This window comes from Methylobacterium symbioticum, assembly GCF_902141845.1.
Lineage (GTDB): Bacteria > Pseudomonadota > Alphaproteobacteria > Rhizobiales > Beijerinckiaceae > Methylobacterium > Methylobacterium symbioticum.
The window spans coordinates 1-14215 of the sequence record NZ_CABFPH010000128.1 but is presented as its reverse complement, the minus strand read 5'-3'; the positions used below and the strand labels follow the sequence as shown (position 1 = coordinate 14215).

Sequence of the window (14215 nt, the reverse complement as noted above, 5' to 3'; positions counted from 1 at the left end):
CCCGTCGGGCGCCGGGGGGCCGTCCGCGCCGCCGCGGCTGCCGAGCGGGGGCGTGCGCTCGGGCTGGAGCGGGGCGGCATAGGCCTGGGGCCCGCGCTCGGCGAGGCGGCGCATCGCCTCCTCGATCGGCATGCGGGCGATGCCGCGCTCCCGGTCGACCCAGCCATAGCCGGTGAGACGGGCGCGCTGTCCGGCAACGAGGCGCGCGAGGTCGGCCTCCGGATCGCGCTGCAGGACCGGCCCGGCGAAGCTGCGCGGGGCCGGCGCATCCGGGCTCGTGACGACCAGCTGCTTGTAGGCCCGCAGGCCCGCGAGCGTCGCCGCCGTGAAGGCGACGATGAACAGGGCGGTCAGCAGGATCGGCCTCACGCGGATGTCGGGCGCCTCCGGCGGCCCCTCGGCATGGCCGACCACGTCGTCTTGCACCGGCTCGACATCCGCCGCCTCGGGCCTCGTCTCAGACATGGCCGAGCCTCCGGACCGTCCGGCCCAGGCGGCGCAGGATCCCGCGGGTCAGGGCGGCGAGGAGGGCGAGCCAGGCGATCGCCGCCAGCGCCGCGACGGGAGCGTCCGCCCCCCAGGCCGGCAGGACGAGCCAGGCGAAGCGGAGCGCGAGCCCGACGAGCACGAGGAGGCCGACCAGGCGCAGGGCGCCCGGGCTCGTCCGCAGGCCGGAGAAGAGCAGCAGCAGGAGGGGGACGATCCCGCCCGCGACCAGAGCCGTGCCGATCAGGGCCGCGTAGGCGTCGGTGCCGCGCCGCAGGTAATAGGCGGCCTTGGGCGGCAGGTCGCCGTACCACGCGACCACGTAATCCATCAGGCCCAGGTAGAGCACGCCGAGGAGCGCTGCGAGCAGGAGATTGGCGAGGTCCGGCGCGGTCGTCCGGTCGAGGCTGCGCGGGCCGATCACGGCCGCCAGCGCGAGGGCGGCGAGGATCTGGTGGAGCGCGATGCCGGCCCCGAAGGCGGATGCGGTGAAGCCGGGCTCCAGGGAGAGGATCCAGTCCACCGGCACGAGGCTGATGGTCAGCCCGTAGAAGGCGAGGCCGAGTCCGGCCGCGAGCCGGCCGCAGCGCCCGGCCAGGGCGAGGCCCGCCAGCACCGACCAGCCGAGGAGGGCGACGCTGCCGCGCGCGGCGAACAGGACGGGGGTGAAGTAGAGGGCCGCGACGTCCGGCTTCACCGTGCCCGGATCCGCCGCCCAGGGGTAGAGCAGGGGCTGGGCCAGCGCGACGCCGGCGAAGCCCAGCGCCACCAGCGGCAGGAGGCCGGCCGCCGGGCGCAGCACCGGGGCCAGGGCCTCGCCCCACGCCCCTCCGGTGATGCGGTGGATCAGCAGCAGCACGAGACTGCCCGCAGGCGCCGCCCCGAAGGCGATCCAGGCGAGCAGCCAGCCGCGGGCAAGGGCGTCCGTCATGGCCGCTCCTCCGGGATCCGCTCGGCCAGGCCCGGCACCTCGGCGACGCGGGCCCCCTGCGCGAGCTGGAGCGCGCGGATATAGGCGGCGATCGCCCAGCGGTCGCGCGGGGCGACGCGGTTGGCATAGGCGTACATCACGCCGTAGCCGCGGGTGATCACGTCGACGAAGTAGCGGGCCGGCGCGGCCCGCAGGCGGTCCTCGTGGTAGGAGGGGGGCGCGGGGAAGCCGCGGGCGACCACCATGCCGTCGCCGTGCCCGGTGAGCCCGTGGCAGGGGGTGCAGATCGCCTCGTAGCGCGCCCGGCCCCGCCGGAGCAGGGCGGCGTCCACGGGCGGGGGCGCGTCGAGGGCGGCGGCGTAGGCGAGATCCCCTTGCGCCACCGTGCCGTCCGGCGGCGTGCGGGAAGCGGCCCCGTCCGTCCAGAGGCCGGCCCGGGCATAGGTGTCGTAGCGCTTCTGCCGCGTCATCGAGAGGTCGTCGCAGGCCGCGAGCCCGCCGCCGAGCAGCACGGCCAGGACCAAGTGGAGCGGCCGGGCGGTCACGGATGCGTCTCCGCCACGAGGCGCGCGCCCGCCGCCTCGAGCAGTGCGCGCAAGGGAGCCGGATCGCCCTTCGGCGCGACGAGGAGCAGGAAGCGGTCCTGGCTCGCCCGCTCGAATTGCGGCATCACGAAGAGCGGGTGGTGCAGGCGCGGCAGGCCGCAGCTGTGGAGCAGGGCCGCAAAGCCGGCAACCGCCGCGGCCAGCACGCCGACCTCGAAGGGCACCAGCAGGAAGACGGGCCAGCTGTGCAGCGGCCGCCCGCCCGCGTTCAGCGGGTAGTCGTGGACCGAACTCCACCATTGCAGGGCGTAGAGCAGGGCCGCCGCGCCGAACCCCGCCGCCGCCATGGCGGGGCGGATCAGGCGCGGGGGCGGCCCGAAGGCCTCGGCGAGTTCCTCCAGGGGGAAGGGCGTGAAGGCGTCGACCGCGCGGTGGCCCTCGTCGCGGGCGCGGGCCCAGGCCCGGATCAGGGCCTCGGGGCTCTCGAATTCGGCGAGCAGCGGCGTGGTCATCGCGCCGCCCCCTCGTCGCGGGCGAGCTGGCGGACCTCGTGCATCGAGACGATCGGCAGGAGGCGCACCAGAACCAGGAACAGGGCGACGAAGAGCCCGAGCGGCCCGAACAGGATGGCGAGGTCGTAGAGGCTGGTCTGGTAGGTCCGCCAGAGGCTGATGGCGTGGCCGTGCGAGAGCGTGTTCCAGACGATCAGGATCCGCTCCAACCACATCCCGACATTGATCAGCACGCAGAGGATCGCGAGACACGGGAGGCTCCGCCGCACGCGGGCGAACCACAGGGCCTGGGGGCAGAGGCAGTTGCAGACCAGGAGCGCGCCGTAGAGCGGCGCGTAGTCGCCGGAGAAGGCGTAGCCGATCACGCTGCGGTCGGCATGCTCGCCGCCGATCCAGGCGGTGAACCACTCGGTGGCGTAGGAGAAGGCCATCACGATGCTGGCGAACAGCAGCACCTTCGCCATGGCGTCGAAATGGGCCGGCGTGATCATCGCCTGGAGCTTGAGGCCCCAGCGGATCACGATCGCCAGCAGCACCACCATGGCGAAGCCGGAGAACATCGCGCCGACCACGAAATAGGGCGGGAAGATGCTCTCCTGCCAGCCGGGCATCAGGCTCGCGGCGAAGTCGAGGCCGACGATGGAATGGACCGAGCAGACCAGCGGCACGGCGAGCGCCGCCATGGTCAGGTGATAGGTCTCGTAGGCGCGCCAGTGCCGGGCGGAGTTGCGCCAGCCCAGCGCCAGCGCCCCGTAGATCACCTGGCCCCGGCGCGTGGTCGCCCGGTCCCGCATGGTGGCGAGGTCCGGCAGCAGCCCGGTGAACCAGAACAGGATCGAGAACAGCAGGTAGCTCAGGATCGCCCAGAAGTCCCAGACCAGGGCCGAGCGCCATTGCGGCCAGAGCGCCATGGTGTTCGGGTAGGGCGCGAGCCAGTAGGCGTAGAGCGGGCGCCCGAGATGGATGATCGGGAACAGGCCGGCGATCGCCGCCGCGAACAGCGTCATCGCCTCGGCGAAGCGGTTGATCGAGGCGCGCCAGCGCTGGCGCGTCAGCAGCAGCATCGAGGAGATCAGCGTGCCGGCATTGCCGATGCCGATCCACCAGACGTAGTTCGCGATCGAGAAGCCCCAGACCACCGTGGTGTTCACCCCCGAGAGCCCGATGCCGACGGTGAGCACCGCGCCGATCGCCCCGATCGTGAGGAGGACGAGGGGCAGCATGCAGAGGAGCGTGATCGCCCAGATGCGGCCGAAGCCGCCGCGCTGGACCGGGTCGGCGATCGCGGCCGTGATCGCGCCGTAGCCGAGATGCGGCGCGTCGATCAGCCGATGGGGCTGGCCGCCGCGCTCATGGGGCTGCCCGCCGCTCATGGGCGGTCCCCCGACAGCGCCGGGCTCGGGCTGCGCAGCTCCGCCAGATAGGTGGTGCGGGGGCGCGTGTTCAGCTCGGCCATCAGGGCGTAGTGGCGCGGGTCCGAGCGCGCGGCGGCGACCGCACTGCCCTCCGCGTTCAGGTCGCCGAAGCGGATGGCCCGCGTCGGGCAGGCCGATTGGCAGGCGGTCGCGACCGCGCCCATCGGGCGCCCGTCGCGCTCGGCCGCCTGGCGCTCGCTCGCGATCCGCTGCACGCAGTAGGTGCATTTCTCCATCACGCCGCGGGCGCGCACGGTGACGTTCGGGTTGCGCTGGGCCTTCACCGGCTCGGCGCCGAGGCTCGCGTATTCCTGCCCGTCGGCGTAGCCGAAGAAGTTGAAGCGGCGGACCTTGTAGGGGCAGTTCGCCTCGCAGAAGCGGGTGCCGAGGCAGCGGTTATAGACCTGCAGGTTGAGGCCCTCGCCGTCATGGACGGAGGCCGCCACCGGGCAGACCGGCTCGCAGGGCGCGTGCTCGCAGTGCATGCAGGGCACGGGCTGGAACCCGGCCTCGATCCGCTCCGGCTTGCCGGCATCGTAGATATCGACCCGCAGCCAGTGCATCATCCGGCCGCGCGCGATCTCCTCCGGGCCCACCACCGGCACGTTGTTCTCGGACTGGCAGGCGAGCACGCAGGCGTTGCAGCCGATGCAGGCCATGGTGTCGATCGCCATGCCCCAGGCATGGCCGTCGGCATCCCCCGTCCAGGGCGCGAGCAGCGTCGGCTGATCGGCGCCGACGCCCTTCGGCTCGGCTCCGGCCAGGGCGGCGAGGTCGATGCGGCGGAACAGCCTCTCCGTCTCGCCCGCGATCTCGACATAGTTCTGGGTGCGCAGGACCGCGCGCCGGTCGTCGAGGGGCGTGAGCGCCACGTCGCGGATCAGGCGCGGGGCGGCCTGCGTGGCGAGCGCGTAGGCGTCCGAGCCGATCCCGTTGCCGATGCGGCCGGCGCTCGCCCGGCCGTAGCCGAGGCTCAGGCCCGCCACGCCGTCGGCGACGCCGGAGACCACTGCGACCGGCACCGCGAGGCTGCGCCCGCCTGCCGTGAGGCTGACCATCTGGCCCGCCTCGACCCCGCGGCGCCGGGCCTCCCCGTGCGAGAGCAGCACGGCGTTGCCCCAGACCTGCTTGGTGATCGGCCGCGGGCATTCCTGCAGCCAGGCATTGTTGGCGAAGCGCCCGTCCCACAGGCTCGGATCGGCGGTGAGCTCGAGGGTGAGCCCGGCGGCGGGCGGGCCGGGCAGGGGCGGCAGCGCGGGCAGCGCCGGCTCCGGCAGGGTCAGGGGCGCGGCGGCGCTGTCCGGGATCACGCCGTCATGCAGGCAGCGGCGCCACCAGCCCTCGCTGTCGGCGCCCCCTTGTCCGGACCAGGTCTCGCGGACGATGGCGTAGCCCGAGCGCGCCGGCTCGCCGGCCAGCAGGCTGAGGATCTCGTGGGCCGAGCGCCCGCCATAGAGCGGCCGGACCAGGGGCTGCACGAGGCTCGCCGTACCGTCGGGCCCGCGCAGGTCCGACCAGGTCTCGAGCTCGTGCGCCAGTGGCAGGTGCCAGTGCGTCGCGCCGGCGCTCTCATCGGCGTGGCAGCCGACATGGAGGCTGAAGCCCACCCGCCGGATCAGGCCGGGGAGGTCGAGATCGGCCGGCGCCGTCAGGACGGGGTTGCAGCCGAGGATGGCGAGGCAGGAGACCCGCCCGGCCTCCATGTCGCGGGCGAGGCCGGCGATGTCGCCCGGCGCATCCTCCGGCCCGTCACCCGGCATCGGGTCCGGCGGGGCGATCCAGTCGACCGGGGCGGCGAGCCGGGCGTTCAGCCAGTGGGCGAGGGCGTGGAAGTCCGGCGCCAGCGCCTCGCCCGCCAGCACCAGGGCGCGGCCGCGATGGGCCTGCAGATCCAGGCGGATCGCCTCGGCGAAGGCGCGCTCGGGTTCGGCGAGGCCTGGATCGGGCAGGCCGGCCCCGAAGCCGTTGGCGAGGTGGACGAGGAGACCCGGCAGGCCGTGCGGCGGCACGGCCCGGCGCTCGTCGGCCTTGATGCCGCTGAGCGTCGGCAGCCCTTCCGCGACGTAGAGGCGGCCGAACCGGGCCGGGTCGCGCCGCCGCTCCATGAAGCCGGCGGCGAGGCGGATCTGGTCCGGGCCGGGCCCGAGCGGGTCGGCACCGAGGCAGACCACGATCTCGGCCCGCTCCAGCCGGGGCAGGGCGCGCAGCGGCCGTCCGAAGGCGAGGGCGGCGCCGGCGCGGGCCCGCGGCTCGTCGAGGGGCTCGTGCACGTGCCAGACGGCCTCGGGCATCGCGGTGCGCAGGGCCGCGATCTGGCGCTGCAGGCTCGGTGAGGTGACGCGGCCGGTCAGCAGCCGGAAGCCGGCGCCGCCGCGCGCCCGCGCCTCGGCCAGCGGCCTCGCATAGGCCTGTCCGAACATCTCCCAGGAGGCGATGCCGCTGCGCCGCTCCGTCACCGCACGGGAGCGGTCGGGGTCGTAGAGGTCGAGCACCGACGCCTCCATGAAGACGTCCGTGGCGCCGCGGCTCGCGGGGTGGAGCGGGTTGCCCTCGATCTTGATCGGCCGGCCGTCGACCGCGAGGCCCTGCGCGCCCCGGCCCCAGCCGGCGAGCGACAGGGTGGTGGCGTAGCGCGCCGGCACGCCGGGCAGCAGCGCCTCCGGCTGGTGCACGTAGGGCAGGATCTCCTCGTCGGGCTTCGCGCAACCGCCGACGGCTGCGGCGATGCCGGCCGCCAGCAGGTGCAGGGCCTCGCGGCGGCGGAGTTCGGGCAGGCGGGGCGTCAGCGGTGGCATATCGAACACTCGCTGAGCCGTTCGGGCGACTTCACGTGGTAGGCGGCGGCGAGGCGGGCCCCCTGCACGTCCTGGTCGTCGGGGGGCGTCCAGGCCATGTCGAAGACCGCCTCGCGCGGGCGGAGATTCGGGGCCGGGTCGCGGTGGCAATCGAGGCACCAGCCCATGGTCAGGGGCGCGGCCTGCCGCACCAGCTTCATGGTCTGGATCGGCCCGTGGCAGGTGGCGCAGCCGACGCCCTTCGCCACGTGTACGGAATGGTTGAAGTAGACGTAGTCCGGCAGGGTGTGGACGCGGCGCCAGACGAGGGGCCGCCCCTCCGCCAGGCTGGTGCGCACGGGCGCCAGCATCGGCGCGTTCGTCCAGATCTGCGAATGGCAGCTCATGCAGGTCTCGGTCGGCGGGATGCCGGCGAAGGCGGCCTGCTCGACGGAGGTGTGGCAGTAGCGGCAATCGATGCCGAGGCCGCCGACATGATGCTCGTGGCTGAAGGGGACGGGCTGCTCGCGGGTCACGTCCTGCGCGGTGGCGTAGGGCGAACGCCACAGGGTGTAGGCGAGGCCGACCGCGAGGACCGGCCCGACCGCGAGGGCGGCGAGCGCGAGGCGCGCCAGCGTGTCGGCCCCGGGACGAAAGATCTGCACCATCCCGTCCGGGCTCTCGCACACCGCCCCCGGCAGCTTTGGGCTGCCTCCACGAGGGAGGGACTCGGCACGTCCGGCAAAGTTCCTTCATCCCGGGCACGATGCCGCGGGTGTGGCCCGAACGCTTCGGCCGGATGCCGGATCAGACTGGGCCCGAGGTCCGGAGGCTGCGCTCGGGATCGGCGCGGGACCACGCGACGGGGGAGGGCAGCGCCCCGATGTCGAAGACCGGGCGGCCCGCGAGCGCGTTGACGATGACGGCGCTGCGCCAGGCCATCAGGCTCAGCTGCGGCTCGGCGATGCCGTGGCTGATCAGGCCGCCGTTCAGGACGAAGATGCGGTTGCCCGCCGGCCCGTCCCAGGCGGCGGCGAAGTCGGCGCCGATCTGCGGCCGGCCGGTGGCGTCGAGGGCGAGGTGCTCGCGGAGCGGGTCGAGGCAGGGCGGCAGCGCGTAGCGGTAGCCGGTCGCCAGCACGACCACGTCCGCCTGCGAGACCTCGATGCGGCCGTCGAAGCCGTTGCGCATGACGAGGCGGTAGCCGCCCGCCCGGTCGACGTCGAGCACCTCGCGGTGCGGCAGCAGGCTCGCCGCGAGGGGCTCCCCCTCCATGTGGCGCAGGGCGTAGAGGCGGCGGTAGATCGCCCGGAGGGTGGAGGTCGAGATGCCGTCGCCCGCAAGCTTCTGGCGCGCCACGGTGGAGCGGCGGCGGGCGTCCGGCAGGGCGTGGAAGCTCTCCACGTAATGGGGCGTGAACAGCTCGTTCGTGAAGGGCGTCGCATCGATCGGCTGGAAGTTCGGGCGCCGGCTGATCCACTCCACCGAGGCGGGCGCGTCGGCCCCCCGGCTCAGGAGGTTCAGCACGATCTCCGCGCCGCTCTGGCCGCCGCCGATCACCGCGACGCGCCGGCCCGCCGTGCGGTCGAGGGCGAAGGCGGCCTCCGCGCTGTGGAAGCGGTCGCGCGGGTCGAGCTTGGCCGCGAAGGCCGGCAGGTCCGGCTGCAGGCCGACGCCGAGGGCGAGGTTGCGCGCGGCGACCGCCACCCGGTCGCCGGCGAGCCGGAAGGCGCCGCCCTCGAAGCGCACCTCGCGGATCGCGCTGCCGAAGCGCAGGCCCGGCAGCCGGGCCGCGACCCAGGCGAGGTACTGCGCGAATTCCTGGCGGGGCACCGCCTCGAACTCGGCGTTGAGGAACTCGTAGAAGCGCTTCTGCGCGACGAGATAGGCGAGGAAGCTCCACGGGCTCGTCGGGTTCACCGCCGTGACGAGATCCTTGAGGAAGGAGGTCTGCAGCGAGACCTCGGGGAGCATCATGCCCGGATGCCAGTCGAAGGCCGGGCCACGGTCGAAGAACAGGGCGTCGAGGTCGTCGACCGCGTCGAGCTGCGCCGCGAGACTCAGGTTGAACGGGCCGATGCCGATGCCGGCGAGGTCGAGCGGGTGGTCCGTCATGATGCGCGGAGTCCTGTCTTGGAGCCTATGTTGGCGCCTGCCTTGCCCGGCGCGGAGGTCTCCGCGCGATGGAGGGGATTGACGAGGTCGGTGCCGAGGCGCGGGACCGGCCGCAGGTTGGAATCGCCGTAGCCGAGGCTGAGCCGGACGCGGTTGATGCAGACGCGCGGCACGCGCGGCGCGAACAGCTCGAACAGGCGGAAGCGCTCCGCGAGCGCCGGCTGCCGCGCCTGGTAGCGGCGCAGCGACCGGGCCAGGGCGCCGTAGAAGGCGATCTCGGGCAAGCCCTCGCCGCGCAGGAGCGCGTCCGAGAGGAAGCGCAGCAGGCTCGCGAAATGGCCCGTCTGCAGGTGCTGCAGCAGGTGCGCGGCCGGGCGGCGCAGCAGCGTTTCGCGCACGCCCTCGGGCAGGTCGTCCGCCTCGGGAAAGTCCTGGTCGATGAGGTCGGCGTCGCCCTGGAAGTCCTTCAGCGCCACGCCGCAGGGCACCCCGTCCTCCAGGATCAGGGTGACGTTCTGGCCGTGGGCGATGAAGCCGACGCCGTAGCGGCAGAGGAAGTGGTAGAGCGGCACCGCCACATGGTCGAACAGCCGCTCCAGCCATGCCTCCGGGTCGAGGCCGGACCGGTCGATCAGGCTGCCGACGAGGGGGCGGCCCGCCGCATCCGCCTTCAGGAGCGCGCCCATCATCATCGCGGAGCGGCCCGGGCCGAGGCGCCCGGCGATGCCCTCCCGCCAGATCACGCCCAGCATCTCGCGGTACTGGTAGGGGGCGTCGGCGATCCGCTCGTAGACCGGGTGGGGGTAGAAGGCCCCGGCCCGCTCGCGCAGGATCACGGTGCCGGCGAGCTCCGGGTCGCCGGCCGCCTTATCGGCGAGCCAGGACGAGAAGGCCGGCCCGACCGCCATGTACTTGCCCGGCACCCCGCGCCAGGCGGAGGTGTTCAGGATGGTGAGCGCGAGCTTCACGTCGAGGCGGCCCGCCGCCTCCGCGCAGGCGAGGGTGCGCAGGGATTGCTGGGGCAGGTAGGGGCGGCCGAAGCGGCCGAGGGGGACGAGGCGACCGGCCGCGATCTCGCCCGCGAAATGCAGCACGATCCGGTTGTCCCACTGCCAGGGATGGACCGGCAGGAGGAGGTGCGTCGCGGGACCGATGCCGGCCGCGCGGCAGGCCGCCTCCAGGCGCGCCCGCTCGGGCTCATCGAGGGCGTCAGCGACGAGGTCGGCCTCGGCGAGGCCCGGCTCCAGGCCGAGGCGGCAGGTGGTGCGGTCGGCCGCGACCCAGAACAGCCGGATCTCCGGCCGGAATTCCGGCGCGTAGGCCTCGAAATCGGAGAGCCCCCAGCCGATGCGGCCCTTGCTCGCAGGCGCCTTCGGGTGGCCGTCGAGATAGGCCTGCAGGATGCGGTCGCTCAGGGCGAGGAGGTCCGGCCCGGTCATGCCGTGGCTGAGCGCGGCGATGCGGGCATCGGCCGCGAGCGTGCTCAGCACCTCGCCCGCATAGGCGCACAGGGTCGCGGGCGCGATGCCGAGGGTCCCGCTCGCATCGACGAGGAAGCCGGCCGCGTCGCCGGCCGGGCTCACGACCGAGTCCGCGATGCGGACCAGGCTCGCCGGATCGATCGCGAGATTGCCCCAGATCCGGCGCTCGGCGGCGAAGCGGTAGGCGATCCCGCCCTCCAGCCGCAGCAGCCACTGCGTGCCGGCAGGGTTCACCGGCTCGGGCGCCAGCGCCTCCTCGAAGGCGAGTTCCGCGATCGTCTTGGCGATCAGGGCCCGGTTGAGGTCGAGCCAGAGCGGCCCGGTCACCGGGGCGCCGCCCGGCAAGGGCCCCGGCAAGGGGCCCGCGCTCACAGCGGCACTCGCGGGGCCGCTCACAGGGGCACCTCGCGGAAGAAGCGCTCCCGCTCGCAGCAGACGAGGGCCGCGCGCTTGTGCGGGAAGTCGAATTCCTTGAGCGTCTCGTAGGCCGCGTCCCCGCAATAGCTCAGCATCTTGCGGTGCGAGGCGCGCGGCTCGCCCATGATCCGCCGGGTGCGGGGCTCGTCCAGGAAGAGGTAGTGGGTGACGGCCTTGAACCAGGCGAGCGTCTTCGGACGTCCGAGATGCTGCGCGTTGCCGATCAGCCCATGCCAGCCGCGGTCGAAATCCTCGGCGTCGTAATAGGGCCCGAGCCGGTCCTCCTTGGCCCAGTAGAACTCGAAATAGCCGACCGGCACGTCGTCGAAGCTGCCGACCACGCCGAACAGGTGCGGGTCGGCCTCCTGCTCGGCGAGGTAGCGGTCGAGTTCCGCCTCGCTCCGCGCGAGTTCCCAATAATAGGCGACCCGGGGCTGGTTCATCCAGCCGTGGAACAGGGCGAGGTCGCGGCGCCGGTCGATGGCGCGGAAGGACAGGGTCGTGCCGAGATGCGGCAGCCAGCGCCGGTACATCGGGCCGTTCGGCTGGGGCGGCCGCAAGGGAGGCAGGCGGTCCTGCGGCCCGATCGCCGAGCGGATCAGCGGGTAGGCCGCCCGCGTGCCCGGCGCGAGCCAGAGCAGGGGAAGCTGGAGGAACAGGCTCCGCTCGACGACGGCGTCGGGCCGGTCCGAGCCCGCCGCCTCGCGCGTCTCCGCCGCCAGGGCGAGCAGGGCGGGGGCGCCGCCGAGCCCGGCGACGCGCAGCCGCCGCGCCTCCGGGCAGCGCTGGAAGGCGGCCTCGACCAGGGCCGCGACCACCGGGGTGTCGGCCGGGTGGCGGCCCTCCGGGCTCACCAGGGTGAGGACCGCCTCGCCGCCGTCGAGCGCATGCAGTTCCGCCTCGGCGAGCGCCGCGCCGTCGCGGGTGGCGAGCAGCCGGGCGGAGCGGGCATCGCGGGGCAGGCTCTCGACGGCGAGGGGCTCCCCTGCGACGGGCCAGTGCCGGCTCGTCCCGGTCCAGCCGTCGAGCGCCGTCCCGGAGACGGTATCGATGCGGGCGCGCAGAGTCATGGCCGGGCCTCCGCGAAGGCCGCCAATGGATCGGACACCAGGGGATTGGGCATGGGCACGTAGCCCGCGAGGGGGTCCGTCACGTCCGTGTTCTCGTTGATGTTGCGGAAGCAGATCATGAAGTTGCCCTTGCTCCCGAGGGTCGGGGCGTCGAGCAGGAGGCGCAGGCAGGTCCTGTCGCGGAGGTCCTTCTCTGCCAGGGCCTCGACGAAGCGCCGCAGCGCCCGCGTGAGCGCCGCCTCGGAGGCGAGACCGGCGATGGCGATGGCGCCGATCACCGCGAAGATGCTGTTCACGACGAGGTAGTAGGCCATGATCCGGGCGGCCTCGGCCGAGCCGAAGAGGTGGCCGGCCTCGAGGTCGAGCCCGGGCGCGGCCTCGCGGAGCGCGGGCAGGAACTCGCGCACGTAGCCGGTGCCCTGGCAGTCGCGGAAGAAGGCCTCCGCCGGCCAGCCATCCTCCAGGCCGATCACCAGGTTCTGCTGGTGCGCCCCGAACAGCAGGCCGAACTCGCACTGGATCTCGAGAAGCGGCCCGACCGCGACGTCGAGGAAGCGCTCGAACCAGAGGAGGGCGGCGGCCTCGGGCGTGCCCCCGCCCTCGGCGACGCGCAGGATCGTGTCGGCGAGCGCACTGCCGCGCCCGTCGGGATAGATCTCGCAGAGGGCGGCGAGCACCGCGGCCGGCCGCTGCCCGGGCCCGCGGAAGGGGTTTTCGCGGAGCGCCACGATGGTCTGCGGCAGCACCCTTCCGTCCGGGCCGCGCAGGGCGAGATAGGCCGGCTCGCCGAGGACATGGAAGCGCGGCCAGCGCGCGGCGATCTCGGCCCCGACCGGGCCGGCGAGCACCGCATCGACCACGAGGCCGCGCGCGCACTCGACCGCCTTGATGAGGCGCAGCGAGTTGGTGAGCCGGAGGTTCAGCGAGTGCTTCAGCATGAAGCGGGCCTGCGGCGCGTAGAGGCTGCGCAGCGAGGTGGTCGCGTACCAGGGCGTGCCGGCAGGGCCGTGGTCGGTGAGCGCCTCTGAGCGGAACAGGGCGTCGATCGCGGGGTCGAGGGCGAGGCGGGCCGCCTGCCAGGGATGCATCGGCAGGAGAACGCGGCCCGCGCTCGCGGCGAGGATCCGCCGATCGAAGGCGGGATCCTCGGCCGCGAGATCCGCGCTCAGCGCCGCGGCCGTCTCCGCGCGGGACGAACCCTGCGCCACCGCCTCCGGCGCGGCCGACCACCAGCGCAGCGGGAAGCCCCGGCCATATTCGGGTGCGAAGGCGCGCGCATCCTCCAGCGTGAACTCGTCCCGGCTGCGCGGGGTCGGATGCACCGAATGGCCGAAGCGGAGCGCCTGCTCGGCTTCGAGGAAGCCGGGATCGCGGTGCAGGGCGATGCTGCGCGCGGGCGCCCGGGCGAGCACGTCCTCGACCGCCGCCGCGCTCTGGAAGACGCGGCGCAGGAAGGTCGCCGCGGCCATCGCCTGCGAGCCGGCTGCCGGCCCGACGATGGCCGGCTCGCAGGCGATGGCCGCGGCGAATTCGGCGAAGGCCATGATCCGGGGGGCCGCGCCCGCCCGGTGCTCGCGGAAGGGCAACCGGAACACGTGCTGGCCGACGCCGGAGAGATGGACGACCGCGACCGCGACGGAAGAATCGCGGCTCGGCAGCGGGATGCGCAGCACGGGAGGCGCGGGCTCGCCCTCGGGACCCGTGGACGGGACCAGGGACCAGCCGGTCCATTCCCGCATCAGGCTGTTGAGGAAGCTGCGCGCCGAGATCTGGCAAGCAACATCGGCATATGAGATGTCGGCCTCGATCATGAACCTCTCTCCATCCCGCAAATTGCATCGATAATCAAAGACAACTCATGGAGCAATACATGAGACGAACTATGGAATGATTATAGATTTAACCGGAATGCATTGCCCTGTTGGCGGATGTTTCGCTAGAAATCTCCCGACGACGAGGGTTCCATGATTCCAGACGATCTGCGCTCTCACGGCGGCGGCCTGGCCGCGCGGCTATCGCTCGCCGCCGCCGCGGTCGGGTTCGGCCAATCGGCGGTCCTCGCCCTGGTCCCGGTCGCGGCCGCGCGCACGGGGCTCGACGCGGCCGCGATCGGGGCGGTCGCCTTCCTGGGTGCGGTCGCGTTCCTGGTCTGCGCACCCGCCTGGGGCCATGCCGGCAGCGGCTGGCGGCTGCGCCGCCTGTTCGGCCTGCTCGCCGGGCTGATGGTGCTCGGCCATGTCCTGTTCGGCCTCGCGCTGACGCTCGAAGCGGTGCCGGCGGCCTCTCTGGCCCTCCTCGCCGTCTCGCGGATCGCCTACGGGGCGGGGGCGGCCGGCGTGATGCCGCACGCCCAGGCCGCCCTGGTCCGGACGGTGCCGGAGGCGGCGCGTCCGGCCGCGCTCGGCCGGCTCGGCGCCGGGCTGTCGGCGGGCCGCATCCTCGGCTCGCTGGTGATGGCGGCCGCTTTCC

The 14215-nt window shown here is 73.7% G+C and carries 12 protein-coding genes; 1 reads left to right on the top strand and 11 read right to left on the bottom strand.

The genetic code is table 11. The annotated features are described in order from the left end of the window. The 11 genes from MET9862_RS25615 to MET9862_RS25565 form a co-directional block, all read right to left on the bottom strand. Positions 1 to 465: hypothetical protein (locus tag MET9862_RS25615; protein ID WP_142585788.1), on the bottom strand; the 465-nt coding region annotated here is incomplete at its 3' end. Continuing rightward, positions 458 to 1417: a hypothetical protein gene (locus tag MET9862_RS25610; RefSeq protein WP_142585787.1), complete on the bottom strand. Its 960-nt coding sequence runs from the start codon at positions 1415 to 1417 to the stop codon at positions 458 to 460. The genes MET9862_RS25615 and MET9862_RS25610, both read right to left, overlap by 8 nt. Next, entirely contained in the window at positions 1414 to 1962 is a 549-nt protein-coding gene (locus tag MET9862_RS25605) for a c-type cytochrome (protein WP_244612909.1), read from the bottom strand. The genes MET9862_RS25610 and MET9862_RS25605 overlap by 4 nt, the downstream gene beginning before the upstream one ends. Continuing rightward, the gene (locus tag MET9862_RS25600; RefSeq protein WP_142585786.1) at positions 1959 to 2474 is read right to left on the bottom strand and encodes a DUF3341 domain-containing protein; all 516 of its coding nucleotides are present in this window, start codon (positions 2472 to 2474) and stop codon (positions 1959 to 1961) included. Before MET9862_RS25600 ends, MET9862_RS25605 begins: the two co-directional genes overlap by 4 nt. Then, positions 2471 to 3847, bottom strand: coding sequence for an NrfD/PsrC family molybdoenzyme membrane anchor subunit (gene nrfD / locus MET9862_RS25595; protein ID WP_142585785.1), 1377 nt, complete (start codon positions 3845 to 3847; stop codon positions 2471 to 2473). Before nrfD ends, MET9862_RS25600 begins: the two co-directional genes overlap by 4 nt. Continuing rightward, a complete protein-coding gene (locus tag MET9862_RS25590) occupies positions 3844 to 6684 on the bottom strand; it encodes a 4Fe-4S dicluster domain-containing protein (RefSeq protein WP_142585784.1) in 2841 nt (946 codons plus the stop codon). The genes nrfD and MET9862_RS25590 overlap by 4 nt, the downstream gene beginning before the upstream one ends. Continuing rightward, complete coding sequence (locus tag MET9862_RS25585; RefSeq protein ID WP_142585783.1) at positions 6672 to 7331, bottom strand: cytochrome c3 family protein; 660 nt, start codon at positions 7329 to 7331, stop codon at positions 6672 to 6674. Before MET9862_RS25585 ends, MET9862_RS25590 begins: the two co-directional genes overlap by 13 nt. Before the next feature lie 139 nt (positions 7332 to 7470). Continuing rightward, positions 7471 to 8778, bottom strand: a complete 1308-nt coding sequence (locus MET9862_RS25580) for a lysine N(6)-hydroxylase/L-ornithine N(5)-oxygenase family protein (protein ID WP_142585782.1) — start codon at positions 8776 to 8778, stop codon at positions 7471 to 7473. Next, on the bottom strand, positions 8775 to 10616 hold the full coding sequence (locus MET9862_RS25575) for an IucA/IucC family protein (RefSeq protein ID WP_244612908.1): 1842 nt from the start codon (positions 10614 to 10616) through the stop codon (positions 8775 to 8777). Before MET9862_RS25575 ends, MET9862_RS25580 begins: the two co-directional genes overlap by 4 nt. Before the next feature lie 35 nt (positions 10617 to 10651). Next, complete coding sequence (locus MET9862_RS25570) at positions 10652 to 11746, bottom strand: GNAT family N-acetyltransferase (protein ID WP_142585780.1); 1095 nt, start codon at positions 11744 to 11746, stop codon at positions 10652 to 10654. Then, complete coding sequence (locus MET9862_RS25565) at positions 11743 to 13557, bottom strand: IucA/IucC family protein (RefSeq protein ID WP_142585779.1); 1815 nt, start codon at positions 13555 to 13557, stop codon at positions 11743 to 11745. The genes MET9862_RS25570 and MET9862_RS25565 overlap by 4 nt, the downstream gene beginning before the upstream one ends. A gap of 153 nt (positions 13558 to 13710) precedes the next feature. Between MET9862_RS25565 and MET9862_RS25560 the strand changes: the two genes are divergently transcribed. Next, positions 13711 to 14215, top strand: a 505-nt coding sequence (locus MET9862_RS25560; protein WP_142585778.1) for an MFS transporter, incomplete at its 3' end; no start/stop codon positions are given.

What these genes read in the sequence shown, in the direction of transcription:
- MET9862_RS25600 (WP_142585786.1), bottom strand. Translation starts at nt 2,474, where the DNA reads ATGACCACGCCGCTGCTCGCCGAATTCGAGAGCCCCGAGGCCCTGATC.
- nrfD (WP_142585785.1), bottom strand. Translation starts at nt 3,847, where the DNA reads ATGAGCGGCGGGCAGCCCCATGAGCGCGGCGGCCAGCCCCATCGGCTG.
- MET9862_RS25585 (WP_142585783.1), bottom strand. Translation starts at nt 7,331, where the DNA reads ATGGTGCAGATCTTTCGTCCCGGGGCCGACACGCTGGCGCGCCTCGCG.
- MET9862_RS25610 (WP_142585787.1), bottom strand. Translation starts at nt 1,417, where the DNA reads ATGACGGACGCCCTTGCCCGCGGCTGGCTGCTCGCCTGGATCGCCTTC.
- MET9862_RS25570 (WP_142585780.1), bottom strand. Translation starts at nt 11,746, where the DNA reads ATGACTCTGCGCGCCCGCATCGATACCGTCTCCGGGACGGCGCTCGAC.
- MET9862_RS25590 (WP_142585784.1), bottom strand. Translation starts at nt 6,684, where the DNA reads ATGCCACCGCTGACGCCCCGCCTGCCCGAACTCCGCCGCCGCGAGGCC.
- MET9862_RS25580 (WP_142585782.1), bottom strand. Translation starts at nt 8,778, where the DNA reads ATGACGGACCACCCGCTCGACCTCGCCGGCATCGGCATCGGCCCGTTC.
- MET9862_RS25565 (WP_142585779.1), bottom strand. Translation starts at nt 13,557, where the DNA reads ATGATCGAGGCCGACATCTCATATGCCGATGTTGCTTGCCAGATCTCG.